Source organism: Rhizobium sp. PL01 (assembly GCF_033447125.1).
GTDB lineage: Bacteria > Pseudomonadota > Alphaproteobacteria > Rhizobiales > Rhizobiaceae > Pararhizobium.
This window is the reverse complement of the sequence record NZ_JAWQUM010000005.1, coordinates 110,001-130,514: the sequence shown is the minus strand read 5'-3', so window position 1 is coordinate 130,514 and position 20,514 is coordinate 110,001. Positions and strand designations below refer to the sequence as shown.

At 59.9% G+C, this 20,514-nt stretch carries 21 protein-coding genes and 1 tRNA gene; 10 read left to right on the top strand and 12 right to left on the bottom strand.

Translation table 11 applies throughout. The features are described 5' to 3' along the window. Positions 1 to 129 precede the first annotated feature (129 nt). The gene (locus R6X40_RS13830) at positions 130 to 372 is read left to right on the top strand and encodes a hypothetical protein (RefSeq protein ID WP_318414375.1); all 243 of its coding nucleotides are present in this window, start codon (positions 130 to 132) and stop codon (positions 370 to 372) included. Positions 373 to 427: 55 nt separating this feature from the next. Here R6X40_RS13830 and R6X40_RS13825 read toward each other — a convergent pair whose 3' ends face one another. The 6 genes from R6X40_RS13825 to R6X40_RS13800 form a co-directional block, all read right to left on the bottom strand. Further along, positions 428 to 958, bottom strand: coding sequence for a dihydrofolate reductase family protein (locus R6X40_RS13825; RefSeq protein WP_318414374.1), 531 nt, complete (start codon positions 956 to 958; stop codon positions 428 to 430). A 380-nt stretch (positions 959 to 1,338) separates the two neighbouring features. Then, a tRNA-Arg gene (locus R6X40_RS13820) sits at positions 1,339 to 1,415 on the bottom strand. 199 nt (positions 1,416 to 1,614) lie between these two features. Next, the gene (locus R6X40_RS13815) at positions 1,615 to 3,096 is read right to left on the bottom strand and encodes a HAMP domain-containing sensor histidine kinase (protein ID WP_318414373.1); all 1,482 of its coding nucleotides are present in this window, start codon (positions 3,094 to 3,096) and stop codon (positions 1,615 to 1,617) included. 19 nt (positions 3,097 to 3,115) lie between these two features. Next, a complete protein-coding gene (locus R6X40_RS13810) occupies positions 3,116 to 4,540 on the bottom strand; it encodes a dihydrolipoyl dehydrogenase family protein (RefSeq protein ID WP_318414645.1) in 1,425 nt (474 codons plus the stop codon). Between the two features lie 4 nt (positions 4,541 to 4,544). Continuing rightward, positions 4,545 to 5,363, bottom strand: coding sequence for a TVP38/TMEM64 family protein (locus R6X40_RS13805; protein ID WP_318414372.1), 819 nt, complete (start codon positions 5,361 to 5,363; stop codon positions 4,545 to 4,547). 143 nt (positions 5,364 to 5,506) lie between these two features. After that, positions 5,507 to 7,516: a methyl-accepting chemotaxis protein gene (locus R6X40_RS13800; RefSeq protein ID WP_318414371.1), complete on the bottom strand. Its 2,010-nt coding sequence runs from the start codon at positions 7,514 to 7,516 to the stop codon at positions 5,507 to 5,509. Between the two features lie 414 nt (positions 7,517 to 7,930). Between R6X40_RS13800 and rpmH the strand changes: the two genes are divergently transcribed. The 3 genes from rpmH (at position 7,931) to yidC (ending at position 10,374) form a co-directional block, all read left to right on the top strand. After that, on the top strand, positions 7,931 to 8,068 hold the full coding sequence (gene rpmH / locus R6X40_RS13795; RefSeq protein WP_037104763.1) for a 50S ribosomal protein L34: 138 nt from the start codon (positions 7,931 to 7,933) through the stop codon (positions 8,066 to 8,068). 135 nt (positions 8,069 to 8,203) lie between these two features. Then, the gene (rnpA, locus tag R6X40_RS13790) at positions 8,204 to 8,590 is read left to right on the top strand and encodes a ribonuclease P protein component (protein ID WP_318414370.1); all 387 of its coding nucleotides are present in this window, start codon (positions 8,204 to 8,206) and stop codon (positions 8,588 to 8,590) included. Continuing rightward, entirely contained in the window at positions 8,590 to 10,374 is a 1,785-nt protein-coding gene (gene yidC / locus R6X40_RS13785) for a membrane protein insertase YidC (protein ID WP_318414644.1), read from the top strand. Before rnpA ends, yidC begins: the two co-directional genes overlap by 1 nt. Before the next feature lie 93 nt (positions 10,375 to 10,467). Here yidC and R6X40_RS13780 read toward each other — a convergent pair whose 3' ends face one another. Beyond that, positions 10,468 to 11,346: a LysR substrate-binding domain-containing protein gene (locus tag R6X40_RS13780; protein WP_318414369.1), complete on the bottom strand. Its 879-nt coding sequence runs from the start codon at positions 11,344 to 11,346 to the stop codon at positions 10,468 to 10,470. 108 nt (positions 11,347 to 11,454) lie between these two features. On the opposite strand from R6X40_RS13780, the gene R6X40_RS13775 reads away from it, so the two are divergent. After that, a complete protein-coding gene (locus R6X40_RS13775) occupies positions 11,455 to 12,351 on the top strand; it encodes a DMT family transporter (RefSeq protein ID WP_318414368.1) in 897 nt (298 codons plus the stop codon). A gap of 70 nt (positions 12,352 to 12,421) precedes the next feature. Here R6X40_RS13775 and R6X40_RS13770 read toward each other — a convergent pair whose 3' ends face one another. After that, positions 12,422 to 12,844: a tautomerase family protein gene (locus R6X40_RS13770; RefSeq protein WP_318414367.1), complete on the bottom strand. Its 423-nt coding sequence runs from the start codon at positions 12,842 to 12,844 to the stop codon at positions 12,422 to 12,424. Positions 12,845 to 12,945: 101 nt separating this feature from the next. Between R6X40_RS13770 and R6X40_RS13765 the strand changes: the two genes are divergently transcribed. From R6X40_RS13765 to R6X40_RS13750, 4 genes are all read left to right on the top strand, one after another. Continuing rightward, on the top strand, positions 12,946 to 13,815 hold the full coding sequence (locus R6X40_RS13765; protein ID WP_318414366.1) for a LysR substrate-binding domain-containing protein: 870 nt from the start codon (positions 12,946 to 12,948) through the stop codon (positions 13,813 to 13,815). A 129-nt stretch (positions 13,816 to 13,944) separates the two neighbouring features. Next, on the top strand, positions 13,945 to 14,862 hold the full coding sequence (locus tag R6X40_RS13760; RefSeq protein ID WP_318414365.1) for a DMT family transporter: 918 nt from the start codon (positions 13,945 to 13,947) through the stop codon (positions 14,860 to 14,862). 83 nt (positions 14,863 to 14,945) lie between these two features. Then, entirely contained in the window at positions 14,946 to 15,599 is a 654-nt protein-coding gene (yihA, locus tag R6X40_RS13755) for a ribosome biogenesis GTP-binding protein YihA/YsxC (RefSeq protein WP_318414364.1), read from the top strand. Between the two features lie 208 nt (positions 15,600 to 15,807). Further along, positions 15,808 to 16,347 carry a DUF1269 domain-containing protein gene (locus tag R6X40_RS13750; protein WP_318414363.1) on the top strand — a complete coding sequence of 180 codons (540 nt, stop codon included), beginning with the start codon at positions 15,808 to 15,810 and terminating at the stop codon, positions 16,345 to 16,347. Positions 16,348 to 16,353: 6 nt separating this feature from the next. Here the strand turns inward: R6X40_RS13750 and msrB are convergent, their stop codons facing one another. The 4 genes from msrB to R6X40_RS13730 form a co-directional block, all read right to left on the bottom strand. Then, positions 16,354 to 16,845: a peptide-methionine (R)-S-oxide reductase MsrB gene (msrB, locus tag R6X40_RS13745; protein ID WP_318414362.1), complete on the bottom strand. Its 492-nt coding sequence runs from the start codon at positions 16,843 to 16,845 to the stop codon at positions 16,354 to 16,356. A 237-nt stretch (positions 16,846 to 17,082) separates the two neighbouring features. Then, positions 17,083 to 17,640, bottom strand: a complete 558-nt coding sequence (locus tag R6X40_RS13740) for a fasciclin domain-containing protein (RefSeq protein ID WP_318414361.1) — start codon at positions 17,638 to 17,640, stop codon at positions 17,083 to 17,085. Positions 17,641 to 17,890: 250 nt separating this feature from the next. Further along, positions 17,891 to 18,613: an anti-sigma factor domain-containing protein gene (locus R6X40_RS13735; protein ID WP_318414360.1), complete on the bottom strand. Its 723-nt coding sequence runs from the start codon at positions 18,611 to 18,613 to the stop codon at positions 17,891 to 17,893. Beyond that, on the bottom strand, positions 18,610 to 19,149 hold the full coding sequence (locus tag R6X40_RS13730) for a sigma-70 family RNA polymerase sigma factor (protein ID WP_318414359.1): 540 nt from the start codon (positions 19,147 to 19,149) through the stop codon (positions 18,610 to 18,612). Before R6X40_RS13730 ends, R6X40_RS13735 begins: the two co-directional genes overlap by 4 nt. 186 nt (positions 19,150 to 19,335) lie before the next feature. On the opposite strand from R6X40_RS13730, the gene argB reads away from it, so the two are divergent. Beyond that, positions 19,336 to 20,223, top strand: a complete 888-nt coding sequence (gene argB / locus R6X40_RS13725; protein WP_318414358.1) for an acetylglutamate kinase — start codon at positions 19,336 to 19,338, stop codon at positions 20,221 to 20,223. The last annotated feature ends 291 nt before the right edge of the window (positions 20,224 to 20,514 follow it).

The following is a 20,514-nucleotide window of genomic DNA, read 5'->3' as shown; positions in this document are numbered from 1 at the left end:
TAGTCCCTGTATCGTGTATGATTGACGACGGGCGCGCGGCGGGAGACGCAACGGATTTTTCCGGCTATAGCGACGCAGCCGAGGCGTTTCGTCACCGGTTGAACATTGACCTAACCGCCGGAGAAAAAAATGGCGTTTGATCCCATCAAAGCACTCACCAATTGTTCGGACGCGGAGTGCACGGTGCAGTTCTTGGTTGCCGGAAGTGCTGCTTCGGTGTTTCCGTCGCTGGAAGCAGCGGTAATCTTTGCCCGTGACAACGGCGGCGGCTGGAAAGACGTCGAGATCACCGTGCATCTCGACCGCGAAGACATCGTCTATGCCACAGGAAAAACCCGCACCCTGATCGAAGCTTTGCGGAAGAGCAGATAAACTCGATTTCCCGGTACGCAGCCTTGCGGCGATTTCCATCCGGCGGATATCGAGATTAGGCAGGAACGTAAGTCAACCTGATCACATCCTCGCCAATCCGGTCATTTGTCATAAGCCGGAGCCGCGGCCGCGGTCCGGCGAAATAGGGCTTGCCGTGGCCGAGCACGACAGGGTGCAGGTAAATTCGATACTCATCGATCAGGCCAAGTTCGGTGAGGCTTCGCGCCAAGTTTGGGCCGGCAACTTCGATCTCCCCGTCGCGCTCGGCCTTCAGCGCGCGGATCGCACCCTCAAGATCCCCCTCAACAAGCCTGGCATTGGGGCCGACCGACCTCAACGAGCGCGAGACGACCCATTTCGGCTGGTTCCGCCACGCCGCCGCGAAGGCGCGCTCCTCTGTGCCCCATTCAGGATGATCGTCGTCCCAGTAGCGCATGACCTCATATATTTGGCGACCGTACACACTGCCCGCCTGCCCCTGAGCCTCCTCGATGAAGTGGCGGAAGAGCGCAGCGCTTGGCCCGAACGCCGTGTGATCGACGTAGCCGTCCAGGGATTGATTCATTCCAAACACGAGCTTAGCCATACGCACCGCCCTTTTTGACGCGGCAACTCCCGCGCATCCTGATTGCGTTATGCAATCAGTTTAAGATAGATCGACTGATTTGATATCGCAATTGGTTTTTGGAATGCACAGGAATGCCTGATGCTCGGGCTGCCCGAGTTCATGATTAATTGCAGCGCCGTCGTCTGGAAGCGTCGGCCGGAAAAGACAATGAGATTGCGCGCATATCGACCGCGAAGATATTGTCGATGCCATAGGGGAATTCGCTCGCTGATCGAAGCGTTTGCGGCCGACGAGATAATCCGGATTTATCGGGCGCGCCGGAGTGCTGACAAGCTAAGGCAGCGTTTCGCCGTTAAGCGAAAACCATCTTGTCTTACCGATAAGTCGTTGAAAAGAAATGGTGCACCCGGAACGATTCGAACGTCCGACCCTCAGATTCGTAGTCTGATGCTCTATCCAGCTGAGCTACGGGTGCTTTGCGTTGCGGCGTTAACCGCTTGCGTGGCGATCCTCTAAAACGTCCAACAGGGGAATGCAAGCGAATTTCGGCAGAAATTTTCTTTTTTGATAAAACTACTCACTTATATCCTTGAAACTGTGGATAGATTTCAGCCGCAAAGCCTTTCCACAGCGCCACTTCACCCGAGTTGGGGCGGGAATTAAAAAATGTGCGGTCAGTGCCTGGCCTTTGAGCGGAAAGCATCGAGAGGCACAGGACGATCGGGCAATTCGATTCTGAACAGGGTTCCCGGCGTCGGCTTTTCCACCAGCGCGATGGTGCCGCCATGCGCGAGCACCAGTTCGCGGGCGATGGCCAGCCCCAGACCGGTGCCACCCGAGCGGGCGGAGCCCCTGAAGGCGGTAAACAGGTGTTCGCGCGCCTTGGGCGGCATGCCGGGGCCAGTGTCATCGACGGAGATGCTGACGACGCTGCCGGTGCGCAGCGCCGATACGCTGATCAGGCGTGGAGCCCCAACGTCGGCCGGGTCGTTCATCAGCGCCTGTACGGCGTTGCGGCAGATATTGTGGACGACGCGAAACAGCTGCTCGCTATCGGCATCGACCTGCAGGCCGTCGGGGATCTGGATCTGAAACTCGATCCCGGCATTCGGGTCTATCGCCAGCATCTCGCCGACATCGCTGACCAACGGCCGCAACTCGACGAACTTCCGATGCGGCTCCGGCTCGGTGGTGCGGCCATAAGACAGGACCTCGGTCGTGTAACCGACCGCACGGTCGATGGTGCGCAGCAGCGTTGGGGCAAAGCGCTTGACGATCGGGTCATCGACATCGGCGAGACGGTCCGAGATCAGCTGCGCCGACGCGAGGATATTGCGCATGTCGTGATTGATCTTCGACACGGCGAGCCCGAGATCGGCAAGGTTCTTCTGCTGCTTCAACGTCTTCTGCAATTGCTGCTGCATCGCCGACAGGTGCTGGCCAGCGATGGAAAGCTCGTCGCGGCCTGGTGAAGGCTCAAGCACGCGGGCCGGGTCGGCAGGTTCCGCCGCGAAATCCTGCATATTGGTGGTCATCCTGCGGATCGGCACGATCATCAGACGGTTGATGGCGAGAAAGATCAGCGCCGCCGTAAACAGCGAGATGACCAGCGACAGGAAAAAAACATTGCGCGAATAGACCAGCATCGCCTTGCGCAGGCTCGCGTCCTCCATCACCACCTCGATGATTGCATCGCTCTCGCCGACAGGACCATAGATGCGAATGATCTTGTCACCGCCGAACAACAGCGTGTCGAAGGCATCGCAGATGGCAGAGATCGGGGTCATCGCCGCGACATCATACTGCGCGTCGATTTCCGGTGGCATGTCCACCGCCGCGATCAGCCGCGATTCGTCCTTGCGCCTGAGAACGATGGCCTTGGTGCCGGTCGCCATCAGGGTTTCTTCTTGCACCGGCCGCGACAGCGTCACGCCCTGCATGCCATCGACCACCACGCCAGCCGCTGCCGCCGTGTTCAGCCTGTCTTCCATCCAGCGGATGCGCATATTGGCGACAGACGGCACGAAGATCAGAACTTCGGCCAGCATGACGAAGACGACGGTCAGAAACAGAAGCCTGCCGGAAAGGCCGCGAAAAAAGCCAACGCGGGCCGGTTGCCCCTGAAGGGCCGTGGTTGCTGTAATCTCTGCCGTCATGTCGTAGAATTCCATCGTCTCAGCCGAAACGTCTGAGCATGCGAATGATGGCCCGGACGAACGGCGTGCGTGTCAGGGGCGTATAATAGGCGATGACGGCCCGTTTTCCAATCTCCGTCATGGTCGGATAGGGCACGATGGCGTTGCGCACGTGCGACAGGCCCTGACCGTTGGCAATGATGACCGACCACATGTTGATCATCTCGGCCGCTCCGGCTCCGGTTATGCCGACGCCGAGAATCTTTCCACTCTTGCCGGTGATGATCTTGATCAGCCCTTCCGTGGCACGCTCCGCTTGCGCCCGGTCGTTCTCGGCATAGGGCCAGCGCAGAACATTTACCTGGCCATAGCGTGCCCGAGCCTCCTCCTCCCCGAGACCGACGGAGGCAATCTCCGGATCGGTAAAAGTCGCGCGGGGAACGATATCGCGGTTTTCGCGTGCTGGCAGCCGGAACAGGATTTCGCGCAGCACCAGCGACGCGTGATAATTGGCGGCATGGGTGAATTGCAGCCCGCCGGCCACATCGCCAATCGCATAGACCCGCCGATTTTGCGTTCGCAGGCTGCTGTTGACCGCAATGCCGGTTGCCGTAACGGCAATCCCCGCTGCCTCGAGGCCCAGCCCGGCGGTATTGCCTCGTTTCCCGGTCGCGACAAGCAGGGCGCTGCCGTCGATGGTGACCGCGCCAGCCTGCGTCTCGCATTGCAAGCGCAGACCCGATGCCGTCTTCTCGACAGACAGAGCCCGGCTGTTTTCAAAGATATCGATGCCCTCGCCGCGTAGCCGGTCGAGGGCGATGCCCGCCAGTTCGGGATCCTCCTTGGCAAGCGCCCTGCCCGCAGTGACAACCGTCACCTTCGCCCCCAGCCGCCGATGCGCCTGCGCCATCTCCAGCCCGACAGGCCCAGCGCCGATGATGACGAGATGCTGTGGAAGGCTCTTGAGGTCGAACAGGGTTTCGTTGGTGAGGTAATCGACATCGGCAAGGCCGGGGATCGGCGGAATGAATGTCGAGGAACCGGTGGCGATGACGAAACGGCGGGCGCGGATGGTCAATCCTCCAGCGGCGACAGCATCCCCGTCGATAAACCGCGCATCGGCCCTGATCACCCTCACGCCCATGGCGGTGAACCGCTCGGCCGAATCATTCGGTGCGATCGCATCGATCACCGAACGCACATGCGCCTGCACCTTTTGGAAATCGATCACCGGCTCTCCGGCGATGACACCGAATTCGGCCGCCTTTCGCACCGCATACGCGTGCTTTGCTGCGGCGATCAGCGCCTTGGAGGGCACGCAGCCGGTGTTCAGGCATTCACCGCCCATCCGCCCGCGCTCGATCAACACGACCGGCACGCCGAAGGCGGCAGCGCCTGCTGCAACAGAAAGCCCCGCGGAGCCCGCGCCGATCACGCAGATATCGGGGGAAAGAACCGTAGTCACGCCGTCAGTCTTTTCCACGATCGCCCGCCGCCTGCCGTTTTTCACGGGCAAATTGCACGAGAAGCGGTAACGCGGCAATGACAGCGAGCGCCATGAAGGCAAAGGTCAGCTCGGGTGTCAGAAAATCGGACAATTGCACGGGCCTGCCGTGTTCTGCCGCATCGCCGATCGCCTGCTCGAAACCGCAGCCAAGCCACGTATAAACGAACGTACCCGGAATGATGCCAACCAAGGTGGCCAGCGCAAAGGTACGCAGGCTGACGGCGAAGAAGGCGGGTGCGATATTGACCACGAAAAAGGGAAACACCGGCGCAAGACGCAGCACCAGCAGATAGCTGAAGGCATTGCGGCTGAAGCCGGCCGAAAACCGGTTGAGAAACGGCCCGGCCCGCCGCCGGAGAACATCGCCAAACACCGTGCGAGCGCCAGCAAAGAGCAGGCACGAACCGATCGTGGCTGCGATGACGACGATAACCCCGCCAGTCAGCCAGCCGAACAGGAAACCGGCAAAAATGGACAGCACCGAGGCCGCCGGAACCGACAACGCCACGACGGCGGCGTAGACGACGAAAAATAGTGAAACAGCCCGTAACGGATGACGGGCAACCATATCCAGCAGCATCTCGCGCTGATCCGCCAGCCAGTCGAATGTCACGTAGCGGTGCCATCCCAGCCCGTAGGCAAGGGTGAGGCCTGCAGCCAGCACGAGAAGCGGGGCAATGCGCAGCACCAGCGGCGGCCCTGCCGGCTCTCCCTGCCCTGTTGTGGTTTCACGGCCGCCGTCCACTGTCAGATGCTGCCTCTCGTGCTCGCTGTGTTCCATCGCTCAGCAATAGAAGGAAAGCACAGCCCGAACCAATAACGAATGATCAAGGTAAAAAACGTCGCCGTGATCGCAACGTAAAATCCCGCGGCGATACTGGATCGCCGCGGGATTGCTGTTCAAGTCCGATTGTATCCGACGGATCAGAATTCTTCCCAATTGTCCTTCGATACGGCAGCGCTGGCCGAACCGCCGCCAAAGGCGCGGGCGACGGTGCCCATCATCTTGCGGGCAGGCGAAGCGACCGGCCGGGTGTTTTCGCGCACCGGCGCGGCGACGACACGCAACGGCGCGCTGTCATCAAGCTTGAAGTGCGAGATCAGCCGCGCCAGGCTGTCGGCTTCCGCCGAAAGCTTGTGGGTTGCTGCGTTGGCTTCCTCCACCATGGCGGCGTTCTGCTGGGTCACCTGGTCCATCTGGTTGACGGCGGTGCTGACTTCGCCGAGACCGGTCGACTGTTCGCGCGCTGCCGTGGCAATCGAGTGGATATGGTCGTTGATGCTCAACACCCGTGTCTCGATCCGGCCGAGGACCTCTCCGGTCTCCTGTACCAGCTTGACGCCGGTTGCGACTTCCGAGCCTGATTTGGCAATCAGACCCTTGATGTCCTTGGCGGCGCTTGCGGCGCGCTGTGCCAGTTCGCGGACTTCCTGGGCGACGACCGCAAAGCCCTTGCCTGCATCGCCGGCACGCGCGGCTTCGACACCGGCGTTCAGCGCCAGAAGATTGGTCTGGAAGGCGATCTCGTCGATCACATTGGTGATCTGGCCGATTTCGCTGGAAGCCTGCTCGATCCGGCCCATGGCATCGACTGCCTTGCGCACGACTTCACCGGACTGGGCTGCACTCTGCTTGGCCTCGGTGACCATGACGGTCGCTTCCTGAGCGCGGTCGGTCGAGTTGCGCACGGCGGCGGTGATCTGTTCCAGCGCCGCAGAGGTTTCTTCAAGCGCTGCGGCCTGCTGTTCGGTGCGCTTGGACAGATCGTCGGCTGCGGAGCGCAGCTCCGACGAGTTGCCGTTGATCGAGTCCGTCGTGGTGCGAACTTCACGCAAGGTATTCTGCAGCGTCGACAGCGAGTCGTTGACGTTCTGCTGCAACTCGGCAAAAGCGCCCTGGAATTTGCCGTTCATAGTCTGGGTGAGATCGCCATTCGAAAGGCTGGCGATGACCCGTCGGGTCTCGTTGACGCCACTGTTGACGCCATCGACCAGTTCATTGACGCTCGCGGCAAAGCGGTTGAGGTCAGCGTTGCCGTAATCCTTGCTGATGCGCTGGGTGAAATCGCCAGCAGCGGCGGCCGACACCACGACTGCGATGCTGGACTGCAGATCGGCGCTCTTTTCACGCAGCGCGCTTTCCTGTGAATTCAGTTCGCGCACAGCCAAGCCATTGCGCTTGAACACTTCGACGGCACCGGCCATTTCGCCGATCTCATCCTTGCGGCCGGCAAACGGCACATTGGCATTGAGGTCGCCGTCAGCAAGCTGCTTCATCGTTCCCGTCAGTTGCAGGATCGGCTGGCTCAGCTGCTTGGTGCCGATGTAGAAGGCCGTTCCCGCACCGATAACAAGACCGAAACCGGCGGTGAGCAGAACCAGGAGGACCATGCGGCTCTCGATTGCATTGACCTCGTTCTGGATCGTATCCAAAGCCGCGCGGTCGGTATCGACGATCGCGTCGATCTCGGCCTGGAATGCCTTACGGTTGGCACGGTTGAGATCGTTATTGCCCTGCTCGTTGGCAGCCTGCGGCGAGACTTCCTGGCTGAGGCGGGCGGTTTCCGTGCGGAATGTGCGGAATTCGGCGGCGCGCTTGACGACAGCGTCGAAGGCCGGAACTTCCTCGGCAGGAACGGCCGGCTTCCACTCTGTAAGAAGAGCGTCGATCTTGTCGAGGTTCTTTACCAGGCCTTCAGCGAAGGGCTTTGATTTTTCCACCGTCGGCGCTGCGTAGATACCGCGCGCTTCCATGACGACGGCCGTCACCAGCCGGTTGAGATGCTCGCCGTTGAGGGCACGATCCGAGGCATTGTCGAACTGGACGAGCCTTGCGTTGTATTGTGTGATCACGGTCAACGCTATGCCCGTCACGACCACTGCGATCAAACTCATCACCCCAACGATGAGATAGATCTTGCCTCGAATTTTCATGGAATGCCTCTCCTCTGAACCGGCCACAGACCTGAAAAGGCAAGCGTACGGGCTCTTGTATTAAATGAGAGACTAAGACAGCGATGGTTAATGAAGCTCTGCGCAGGCCTGTATAATTCTACTAATCAGCCTTTAGCGGTTTGTTTATGCATCTACATTACCATATGCTAACTTTCAATTAAAAGTTGCTTTAAATAATTTAACGCAACCCGTTTCCAAATATGGAAAAGGCGCAAAACCCGGCCTCGGAGCAGCTTTTCAGCCCCGGCAATTGACTTTCGCGGCCCTTTGCTCTTATAAGCCGCCCACGTCCGGACAAGTCCCCTTGCCCTGTGCAGTGCTATGTCTGGAACGTAACGCTCCCTTGCTAAGAAGCAAACCCAAGAAGGGCCGCACACCGCGGTATTAAAATAAATGACGAAGCGTACCTATCAACCGTCCAAGCTTGTTCGCAAGCGCCGTCACGGCTTCCGTGCACGTATCGCCACAAAGGGTGGCCGCAAGGTTATCGTTGCCCGCCGGGCACGTGGCCGTAAGCGTCTGTCGGCTTAAGGCCGTCTGGCGCGTGCCGCGTCTTCGCGCACTAACCTTCGCGAAACCTGCATGCGCGGCTTCATGGTGCCGGAGCATCCTGCAAACGTTCGTCTGGACGATGGATGCTCCCACTCCAGGAAGGAGCGCGGGCGAATGACATCACCCAAGCCTAAATCAACTGCCGGGCGGCTGAAAAGCCGGCCGCAGTTTCTTGCTGTGCGCAAGGGAGAGCAGCGGAAGGGACCGTTGTTTCTTCTGGAAGTTCTCGATCGCGACGAGCCTGACACCGGGCCGCGCGTCGGCTTCACCGTCACCAAGAAGCATGGCAATGCCGTCGAACGCAACCGGATGCGCCGGCGCCTGAAGGAAGCCGTGCGGCTTTCCGCCGGATTTGCAATGAAGCCCGGACATGACTATGTGATTGTCGCCAGACGCGACCTTTTGAAAGCGCCCTTTGAGCGGATCGGCAAGACCCTCTGCGAGCGTATCGAAAGCAAGCAAAAATATTCACGGCCACCGGCCGGCTCCAGGAAAGAATGATGGAAAAAAACCGCAACTACTTCGTGGCGATCGGGCTGTCAGTGCTCATCCTGATTGCCTGGCAATTTCTCTACGTGAATCCGAAGATAGAGAAAGAACGGATTGCGGCGGAAGCCCATCAGAAGCTGACCCAGCAGAACCAGCCGGCCGCAACGCCTGCCGTTCCAGGCCAGGCACAGCCGGCCCAGGGCGCAGTCCCGGGCGCCGTTGAAACCCGCGACCAGTCGATCGCCAAATCCGCCCGTGTTTCCATCGACACGGCAGCGCTCAGCGGCTCGATCAACCTGACCGGCGCACGCTTCGATGACCTGAAGCTGAAGGAATACCACGAGACCGTCGACGACAAGAGCCCGCTGATCACCCTGTTCAGCCCCTCCGACACGCCGGACGGCTACTTTACCGAACTCGGCTTTATCGGCAACGAAGCATCCGGTACGGTTCCAGGCCCAACGACGGTCTGGACGGTCAAGAGCGGCGACAAGCTGACGACGACGACGCCTGTTGTTCTGACCTTTACCAACGAGAAAGGCGTGGTTTTCACCCGCACGATCTCGATCGACGAACACTTCATGTTCCAGGTCGCTGACACGATCACCAACGGCAGCGGCGCTCCGGTGTCGCTCTCCACCTATGGCCGCGTCACCCGCTTCAACAAGCCGACGACCCCCAGCGTCTACGTTCTGCATGAAGGCTTCATCGGCGTCATCGGCCAGCACGGCCTGAACGAAATCGCCTATAGCAAGGTGGAGAACGACGTTCCCGTTAAGCACGAAAAGGCAACGACCGGCTGGCTCGGCATTACCGACAAGTATTGGGCAGCAACCATCGTGCCGCCGCAGAACCTGGCCTATGAATCCAAGTACGAGCACTTCACAGATGGCCGCCCACGCTTCCAGGCGGATTACAAACAGGACGCCGTCACCGTCGCACCTGGCCAGTCCACAGAGCTGAAGACCCTGGTTTTCGCCGGTGCCAAACAGGTTCCGCTGGTTGATGGCTACGAGAAGTCATACTCCATTCCGCAGTTCGACCTTCTGATCGACTGGGGCTGGTTCTACTTCATCACCAAGCCGATGTTCAAACTGATGGACTTCTTCTTCCGTTATTTTGGCAATTTCGGCGTTGCGATCCTTCTGACCACCATCGTCGTCAAGGGCCTGTTCTTCCCGCTCGCCAGCAAGCAGTACGCTTCGATGGCGAACATGAAGAAGGTTCAGCCGAAGATGGAAGAGCTGAAGAAGAAGCACGGCGACGACCGCATGGCGTTGCAGCAGGGCATGATGGCCCTCTACAAGGAAGAGAAGATCAACCCGATCGCCGGTTGCTGGCCGATCCTGTTGCAGATTCCAGTGTTCTTCGCGCTCTACAAGGTGATCTACGTCACCATCGAAATGCGCCACGCACCGTTCTTCGGCTGGATCCAGGACCTTTCGGCGCCGGATCCGACCTCGCTGTTCAACCTGTTCGGCCTCCTGCCCTACGACGTACCGCATGCGCTGATGATCGGCGTCTGGCCGCTGATCATGGGTATCACCATGTTCCTGCAGATGCGCATGAACCCGACGCCGCCGGATCCGACCCAGGCGATGCTGTTCACCTGGATGCCACTGGTCTTCACCTTCATGCTGGCCAGCTTCCCGGCCGGTCTGGTGATCTACTGGGCCTGGAACAACACGCTCTCGATCACCCAGCAGGCTTTCATCATGAAGCGCCAGGGTGCCAAAGTCGAACTGATCGACAATCTCAAGGGATTGTTCACAAAGAAACCGAAACCGGCCAAATAGGCCGGAACGAGGCGAAAATAACAAACCCCGGATCGGCTGATCCGGGGTTTTTTCTTGGCCCAAAAGGCAGTCCCTTCATCGAACGCTACGCGGCTAGACCATGCGCTGCATTTCCTCACCCAGCCATTTGCGGAATTTCCGGGTCATCCGGTTCTCGTGACGCTGAAAGACAACCCGGTAGTGGCCGAGATCGACAGGACCGAAGCCCGGCAATACCACCAGCCCGCCTGACCGGATTTCACGCTCCGTCAAGAATGCCGGTGCCAGAACCATCCCCAATCCGGCAGTCGCCGCGTGCAAGGCCGCATCGTCTGTGTCGAACACATGCTGGATCTGGATGGCGCTGTGCTCGACGCCAAGTGTGCGGGTCCATAATGCCCAGTCCCAATTGTCCTGCGCACACTGAAGGGCTGGAACCTTCGAAAGATCACCGATCCCCTTATACCCTACAGCCACCAGCAGCGCCGGCGATGCGACGGGGCGGCTCATGTCGGCGGCAAGCCACTCCCCTTCCGCAGGGTTCGTGCCCGCGCGATGGTAGGAAATCGCAAGATCGCCGGAGCCAAGCGAGATGTTGGAACCGGTTTTCGTCTCGATGCGGACACGGGCTGCCGGATTCAGTGCCTTGAACCGCTCCAGCGCCGGGATCAGCCACCGAACGGCCAGCGAGATCGAGACGCGAACGACGATTTCGTTCTCATCGCGGCTCAGCGCCTCCGCTGATCGGTCTATGGCCGCGATTGCGGCGGCGGCATCGTCATGGAAGCGGCGGCCTGCATCGGTCAGAACGAGAAAATTGTGGCTGCGCTTGAAAAGCGCCAGGCCCAGTTCACCTTCCAGCTTCTTGATCTGATGACTGACAGCACTCGGGGTTACCCCGATTTCTCCTGCGGCTTGAACAATACTGAGATGGCGGGCTGTCAGCACGAAAGCCCGCACCGCATTCAACGAGATGTTTCGTTTGTTCTGCATCGAAAATACTCATTCAGAGCTCAAAAATCGAATTTGCGTTACCCCGTCGCCATTTGGCAAGAGTTTAGAGAGAAGCCATTGAAAGTTAAAGCCTTGCGGAAAAACGTGTTGAACTCGAATGCCGAAGCGATGATCTGGGTGGTTCTTGGCACGGCATTATTTTCTTTGATCTTTGCATCCGGGAAATTCGGCGGCGACAGCATGTCCGTGCTGCAGATTCAGTTCCTGCGTTATCTCAGCGGTTTTGCCACATTGCTTGCTGTCGTCGCCTGCAAACGCGACAGCTTGCGCGCCTATCGCAGCGCCCGGCCGTTTTCGCATGCCATGCGCGCGGCGTTCGGTGTTTCCGCCGGCTTCGCGCTGATCTACTCCTCGGCAGCCATGCCGATTGTCGATGCGACGGCGCTTGGCCTTCTCTATGTGGTTTTCATCATCCCGCTCGCCGTTCTCGTCCTCAAGGAGACCGTGACCAGGCAGCATATGCTCGGCATTACCCTCAGTTTCGCCGGTGCGGGTTTTATCATGGTGTCGCGCGGCGCTTTCACCCAGTTCGAGCCGGCCTATCTCGTGCCCGCAGCAATTGCCGTTCTCGGCGCCGCCCTGCTTGCCATTGAGGGCTTGATGATCCGCGTCCTGTCCCACGCCGACCGGCCGCTGACAGTGCTGCTTTATGTCAACGGCTTCGGCATCCTCTTCCTGGCTCTGCCTGCAGTGTTGACATGGAAAGCCGCATCCCTGTCCGCCATGGCACCGTTTCTGTTACTCGGCCCCATCGCGGTGGCGGCGCAATATTGCGTGGTGCGCGGATACCGGCTGGCGTCGCTGGCGATTGTCGGACCGGTGGATTATGCGTGGCTGGTCTTTGCCGCCCTCATCGGGTTTCTGTTTTTCAACGAAATCCCGACCACCGGCGTACTCGCCGGAACCGTAATCATCGCCCTCGGCGGCGTCGTGCTCGCCGTGATCAAACCCGAACAGGAAACCGCCCGCGCCGAAGATCGGTAATCATCCTCCCATCACAAGGCCCCAGATTTGCATCCGGGGCCTTTGTCTTGTTCTGGAGGCTGGCCGACGCTCAGGCGGCACGCGCGGCTTCCGCAACGGCGGCCTGAGCCCGCAACAGACGGCGCTCTTCCTGGGTCACGCCATCATAGCCCCAGGCGTCGGCCTCGATCTCGTCGACGACGACATAAGTGGCAATTGGCAGGTCCGGCCCAAGCACCTCTCTGAACATCGCTGCCACGGCGGCGACGAAACGCGCCTTTTCTTCATGCGTATTGGTGCCGCGGGTCACCTTGACGTCGAGATGGGCGGCAACCAGCACCGGCTCGCCCCCAACCGTCCAGCTACCCGGCTCAGCCACATCAACCCGGACGGCGGTGACTTCCGGCCGCTTGCGCATGATATCCACCATAAAGCCGGTGGCTTGCTTCTGGAGCTGCTGCATTTCACGTGCACCGACATGGGCTCCGGCAACCTGAATATGAAGGAAGGGCATGTGCGTTTTCCTTTGTTGGATTGTGTTGACGATCAGAGATTACTGCCGCACATTAGTTTTGAAAAATTGGATCTTCTAAACAATCAGTTTGGGAAAACAGAATGGTTTTACCGGTCAATCTCGACATGGACGTGCTGCGCACCTTCGTTGCGGGCGTCAATCTCGGCAGCTTTGCCAAGGCCGCCGATCGCCTCGGACGCTCCCCTTCGGCCATCAGCCTGCAATTGCGCAAGCTTGAGGAACAGGCGGGTCAGACGCTGTTCCAGAAGCAGGCGCGCGGGCTGGCGCTGACGGAAGCGGGCGACATTCTGATCGGCTATGCCCGGCGCATCCTAGAACTCAACGACGAGGCCCGCAGCGCCATGACCGGGCTATCGGCCATGCAGGGCTGGGTGCGGATCGGCCTGCCGCAGGATTTCGCCGAGACGTGGTTTCCGGGCCTGCTCGGCCGCTTTGCCCGGGCGCACCCGAAGGTGCGGGTTGAGGCCCGCGTCGATCGCGGTTCGGCACTGGCACAAGGCGTGGAACGCGGCGACCTCGACCTCGCCTTGACCTGGGGCCGCACGGGAGACGCCCATGCGCAGATCATTGCCACACGGCCTGTCGTCTGGATCGGGACTGAAGGGTTCAAGCGTGACGAAAGCGAACCCTTGCCGCTGATTGCCTTCGATTCCCCATGCACGTTTCGCAGCGCCGGTCTTCAAGCGCTCGACAGTGAAAAGATCGAATGGCGGCACGTCTTTGCCAGCCCCAGCCTTGGCGGCCTGTGGGCCGCGGTGACGGCCGGGCTCGGTGTTACCGTTCGCACCGCCGAGGGCGTTCCGCCCAGTCTGCGGGTGCTCGATCCCGCCATATCCGGCCTGCCCGCCCTCGGCGGCATCGAGCTTGCCCTGCACCGATCCGGCAGCGAACAGAGCCCGGCAATCGCGCAATTGCAGACCTTGCTCATCGAGGCGGTCACCGCCGGTTAAACATGCAGCACATCCAAACGGCGCAGTTTCCGTCGTGCGAAAAAGTTTGCGACAGGGCCTTGTCGCGAATGTTGGCGCATAGAGCACCCTTCGCTCCTACACTATCCGCATCGCCACCGGACATCCGCCATGTCGCAGCCTTCGTCCCTGCAGCAATCCGCAACCATCGGCCGGCAAAGCGCCACACAGGGCGCCGCACTGGTCCTCGGTTCCGCCATCGTCTGGAGCTTTGGCGGCACGCTCGCCCGCTTCCTGTCGATCGAGGACGGCTGGACCATCGTCTTCTGGCGTTCGTTCTTTGCCGCCGTCTTTCTGATCGGCTTCATGCTTCTGCGCGACGGGCCGCGCGGCACCGTCACGCTGTTTCGCAACATGGGTGTGCCGGGCATCGCCGTCGGGCTGTGTTTTGCCATCGCCTCGACCTCGTTCATCCTGGCGCTTGCCTATACCACTGTCGCCAATATCGTTCTTATCCAGGCTGGTGTGCCGCTGATCGCCGCGCTGATCAGCTGGATCGTTTTTCGCGAACGTGTCTCGCTCATCACCTGGCTTGCCATCGCCGCCGTGATATCCGGTGTGGCCATCATGGTCTCGGACTCCATGAACGGAACCGTCTCCCCGGTCGGCGATGCGCTGGCCATCCTGATCGCCTTCGTCTTTGCCCTCGCCACCGTCATCACCCGCCGCTACGCCCATGTACGCATGACGCCGGCCGCCTGCTTCGGCACCATTGTCGCTGGCACCGTCGCGGCAATCATGGCGTCGGGCCTCAGCGTCACCTTGCCGGAACTCGGTATCCTCGTCACGTTCGGCGCGCTCAACTTCGGCCTTGGCCTTGCATTCTTCGTCACCGGTGCCCGGCTGATCCCGTCCGCCCTCGCGGCCCTGCTCGGCACCGCCGAGACGATCCTCGCGCCGCTCTGGGTCGCCCTGATCCACGGCGAGATCCCGAACCTCAACACGATCCTCGGCGGAATCATCGTGCTGATTGCGCTTCTTTCCTATCTCGGCATCGAGATGTGGCGTCAGCAGCGCGCCTTAAACTGAGCAAATTCGTGAAAATCGCGAGTTTTCTTGACATGGCGGCCCAAAACCGTGAAGTCCTGAACAAAAGCAAGGACAGGACCGCCATGACAGACGCCACGCCGCAGGACGACAAGCCCCTTTTCGGGCGGCCATGGGTATTTATCCGCGGCGTGCCGTCGATGAAGTTCCTGCCACCGGAAGGTCCGCTGGAGATCGCCTTTGCCGGCCGCTCCAATGTCGGCAAGTCGTCGTTGATCAATGGGCTGGTCGGCCAGAAGGGTCTGGCACGGACGTCGAACACGCCGGGCCGCACCCAGGAGCTGAACTATTTCGTTCCGGACGGCTATTCCGGCCAACCCGGTGACATGCCGCCGATGGCGCTGGTCGATATGCCGGGATATGGCTATGCCCAGGCGCCGAAGGAACATGTCGATGCCTGGACCAAGCTGGTGTTCGACTATTTGCGCGGCCGCTCGACGCTGAAGCGCGTCTACGTGCTGATCGACAGCCGTCACGGCATCAAAAAGAATGACGACGACGTGCTGGACCTGCTCGACAAGGCTGCCGTGTCCTATCAGGTCATCCTCACCAAGACCGACAAGATCAAAGACCCGGCGGTTCCGCGGCTGATTGCTGAGACGCTGGAAAAGATCAAGAAGCGGCCCGCAGCCTTCCCGGAAGTCCTTTCGACGTCGTCCGAGAAGGGCCTCGGCATGGAAGAGCTGCGCGCCGCCATCCGGGTTGCCATCTCGACCTGACCGGCATCCCGAACCTTCAGGTTCGCTTGAAGCACACTTCCGGTGTTTAATTTTCAGCATGCCGCTGAGGGGAACCGCTGCGCACTTTTGCGCGGCATGCTTTAATTGCAGCTGTCACACTACCCTGACATGACATGTGCTCTATCTCCTCGGGCGGGGCGGCCTTCCGGCGACCTCCAATGCGTTAAGCGTTCAAGGAGAAAACGACATGTCCGATCTGATTGTGGTGGGTTTTGACAGCACCGAAGAAGCCGACAAGGTGCTTCTGAAGCTGAACACGCTGAAGAAGGAATACCTGATCGATCTCGAGGATGCCGTCGTCGTCGTGCGCGACGAGAGCGGCAAGGTCCATCTGAAGCAAAGCATGAACCTCACCGCCATCGGTGCCACGTCGGGGCTCTTGAGCGGTTCGCTATGGGGCGGCCTGGTCGGCCTGCTATTCCTCAATCCGCTCGCAGGCTTTGCCATCGGCGGCGCGATTGGTGCTGGCACCGGCGCGCTTTCGGGGTCGCTCGCCGATTACGGCATCGACGATGACTTCATCAAGTCGCTCGGCGAAACCATTCCCAATAACTCCTCGGCCCTCTTCGTGCTGGTCCGCAAGGTCCAGCCGGAAAAGGTTCTCGCTGAGCTGTCCGGCCTGCGTGGCAAGGTGCTGAAGACCTCGCTGTCACCGGACCAGGAAGCCAAACTCCAGGCTGCACTGTCGAATACCCAACCGGCCGCTCCGGCCCCGGGCAGCCTCTAAAAGCGATCAGGCAGCCGATGCGGGCGTGAACGTCATTGCCATCCCGTTGATGCAATGGCGCATGCCGGTCGGCTGCGGACCGTCGTCGAAAATATGACCGAGATGGCCGCCGCACCGGCTGCAATGACATTCGGTGCGGGTCATGAACAGCGACGTGTCCTCGCGCTTGCCAACCGCCTTGGGGAGCGATTCCCAGAAGCTGGGCCAGCCGGTGCCGCTGTCATATTTGGTTTCCGACGAATAGACCGGCAGATCGCAGCCGGCACAATGAAATGTGCCCTTGCGCTTCTCGGTGTTGAGCGCGCTGGTGAAAGGACGTTCGGTGTCCTCATGACGCAGGATCTGATACTGCTCGTCGTTGAGCAGCGCCTTCCATTCCGCATCGGTTTTCGTCACTTCGAACGTTTCGGCAGCGATTGCCTCGAACCTGAACCCGCGAAATGCAGCGGTAGCGGCAATGGCTACTCCGGAAAGAAGAAAGAAGCGTCGGCTTACCATGATACTCTCCCGTTTGCCGGATGGTGCCGGCATTTCCCGACCAAACTAGAGCGGCGACGGTTCGGCCGCAAAACAAATACTGATCAATCCCGCGTGAGCAAAAGCTTGAATACGATGCAAAAAGGCCACCGGTCAGTGAAAAACCGGTGGCCTTGAGGACGGAGAGGACTTGGTCTCCGGCCCGGAGCCGAAAATGCGTTGAGGATGCATCCGGCCCCCAAACCACAAGGGCGTGGGTTATGACTTCGGTAGCAGAACCTTGTCGATCACGTGGATGACGCCGTTCGACTGATTGACGTCGGCGATGGTCACCGTCGCGACACCGCCGGTTTCGTCGGTCAGGGTGATCTTGCCACCCTTGTCCTTGGCTTTCAGGATGCAGCCGCCAACCGTCTTGACGTCATGGGTGCCGCCATCGTCCTTGACCATCTTGGCGATCGTCTTGGACATCGCATCGGCAGCAACAACATGGCATGTCAGAACCTTGGTCAGCATCGCCTTGTTTTCAGGCTTCAGCAGGGTTTCGACCGTGCCGGCCGGAAGCGCAGCGAAGGCTTCGTTGGTTGGCGCGAAAACCGTGAACGGACCCTTGCCCTGCAGTGTTTCAACGAGGCCAGCAGCCTTGACGGCGGCGACCAAGGTCGTGTGATCCTTGGAATTGACAGCATTTTCGACGATGTTCTTGTTTTCATACATCGGTGCGCCGCCGACCATCGGATTTTCAGCGTGGGCAGCAAAAGTGCCAGCGGCCAGTATCGAAGCGACGGTGACCGTGCGCAGCATGGACTTGAACATTTCTATTCCTTCCTGTTGATCTCGCGGACCCGCGAAAGCGGGCCTCTCCCAAGTTTTTCTGGAATTCGTGTTCTCTGCGCAGAGGACAAAACAAGAAACGGAAGGTTGTCCGAAAGAGTTTCAGGAAAATTCTGAATTCTTCAAATATTTGATTTTTATGTTTTTATGACAGCCATATGAAACCATGACGCGAAACGCCATGCCCCTTCGGGCACGGCGTTCGGTAAGAGATGACGTACATCACGATACTTTAGGGAAGACGCGTCTTTCCCACGGCGACCACTGGACCGGTCGCTGTGCCGGTGGGCGAACCACCGAAGGGCTCGACGCTGACGGCGAGCGTGACGCCTGCGCCGAACTTGGAACGAAGCTCCGCCGGGATAATGATCTCGCCTTCACCCGTCTGCGGCAGGATGCCCAGCGACTTGGCCGGATTGTCACCCTCGATCAGCCAGAGTTCCAGCGACTTGGCCTCCGTCTGTTTTGCCGCGACCGGTGTGATTTTCAGCGCGCCGTTGCCAGCATCGTATTGCGCCAAAAGATTGATCGTCGTGCTCGCGTCGCCGGTCAGTTCTGCCACCAGTGGTTTGGTCTGGCTGACGGGCGCCAACATGCCGCTAGCGAAGGTCGCGACCGTCACAAGACCCGCCACAGATGCCAGCGTCAACACGCGCCACAGTGCCAGCGAGTTCCAGAACCCGCCTGCGGCAACAACCGGCCTCGCCTGCTCTGCAAACAACCGGCGCTCGACGGCGACCAGCACCTGCGGTGGCGGCGCGATCGGCTCGTAGGCGTCATCGAAGGAAGTGAGATTGCTCTGCCAGTGGTTGACCATCGCCGCAAACGCTCCATCGAGCACCATGCGCGCCTCGACCTTGCGACGGTCGTCGGCAGACAGAACACCCAGCACATACTCTCCCGCAATCACCTGGTCGCGGCGGGAATCTCCGCTTTGTGGGTTCTGTGTGGTCATCGCTCCATGCACTCTCTGAGTTTCAACAGGCTGCGGCGCAGCCATGTTCGCATCGTATTCAGCGGCGTGCCGAAAAGTTCGGCCAATTCCTGGTAGCTCAGCCCCTCGACATAAGCCTTGCGCACGGCGTCGGCGCGGTCTGCCTCGAGTTCGTTCATGCAATTGTCGATCCGGCGGCCCTCCGCCGTATTGATGGCGGTTTTCTCCGGGTCCGGCGCAGAGTCTGCCAGATCATAAGCTTCGTCAATCGTGTTTGCCACCGGCTTTCGCGCCCGCAGATGATCGATCGCATGATTGCGCGCAATCGCCGAAAGCCATGACATCGGATTGGTGTCGCCGCTGGCATAACGGTCGGCCCGCTGCCATATCTTGATGTAGATTTCCTGCAACGCTTCTTCCGCTTCCGTCCTATCCCGCAAGATACGGACGCAAATGGCAAAAAGTTTCGGGCTCGTCTGCCGGTAGAGAGCGGAGAACGCGGCGCGGTCCCTGAGCGAGACCCGGCCGATCAGCGTGGAGATGTCGTCTGTGGTCATTGATGCTTCCGGTCCTCGTCCGTCAGCGGCGAACATAGAGCACAAGGTCGGGGATAAAAAGGGGAGTTGCAGCAGATAAAAACGGTTGTGGCGAGGGATGTCACACCGGCTTTATCTTTGCCACGGATCATTCCCTCCACCGGAAACTTGCGCTAAACAGCAACCGGCTAATTTCGAGGTATTTCCATGTCCGCATCCGAAAGCGAAATCCAGGCAAATCTTCTCGCCAAGGCGCTGCCCTATATGCAGCGTTACGAGAACAAGACGATCGTCGTCAAATATGGCGGCCACGCTATGGGCAATGCCGAGCTTGGCAAGGCTTTTGCGGCGGATATCGCCCTTCTGAAACAGTCAGGCGTCAACCCGATCGTCGTTCATGGCGGCGGCCCGCAGATCGGCGCGATGTTGACCAAGATGGGTATCGAATCGAAATTCGAAGGCGGCCTGCGCGTCACCGACCAGAAGACGGTCGAAATCGTCGAGATGGTTCTGGCCGGTTCGATCAACAAGGAAATCGTTGCGCTGATCAACCAGACCGGCGAATGGGCGATCGGCCTTTGCGGCAAGGACGGCAACATGGTCTTCGCCCAGAAGGCCCGCAAGACCGTTGTTGATCCGGACAGCAATATCGAACGTGTACTCGACCTCGGTTTCGTCGGCGAAGTGACGGAAGTCGACCGCACCCTGCTCGATCTTCTCGCCAAGTCGGAAATGATCCCGGTCATCGCCCCGGTTGCCCCCGGCCGCGACGGCGCGACCTACAACATCAATGCCGACACCTTCGCTGGCGCCATTGCCGGTGCGCTCAATGCCACCCGCCTGCTGTTCCTCACCGATGTTCCGGGCGTCCTCGACAAGAAGGGCGAACTGATCAAGGAACTCTCGGTCGCCGAAGCGCATGCGCTGATCAAGGACGGCACCATTTCCGGCGGCATGATCCCGAAGGTCGAAACCTGCATCGAAGCCCTCGCCCGCGGCGTCGAAGGCGTCGTCATCCTCAACGGCAAGACGGCACACTCGGTCCTGCTCGAAATCTTCACCGAGCACGGTGCGGGAACGCTGATCGTTCCTTGAGGAATGGCAGCGCCGGAGGGCGCGCTTTTGCGCCGCTATGAGGCCCGTGTTGGTGACTTCGTTTGTTGGTGATTCGTTTGCTTTGGCACGGCAGGCTTTAGCCTAACGGCCCTCTCTCCTACCGTCATTCCTGTGCTTGTCACAGGAATCCAGCCACGCGACGTCCGTCGCGTGAAAGGAGTCCTTCAGCGACGCAGACGCGCCGCTGCTGGATCCCCGCCACAGGGGCAGGGATGACGGAAAGTGGGTTTCCGCCGATCTAAGGGACGCTAGCGCAAGGCAACTCTGCGG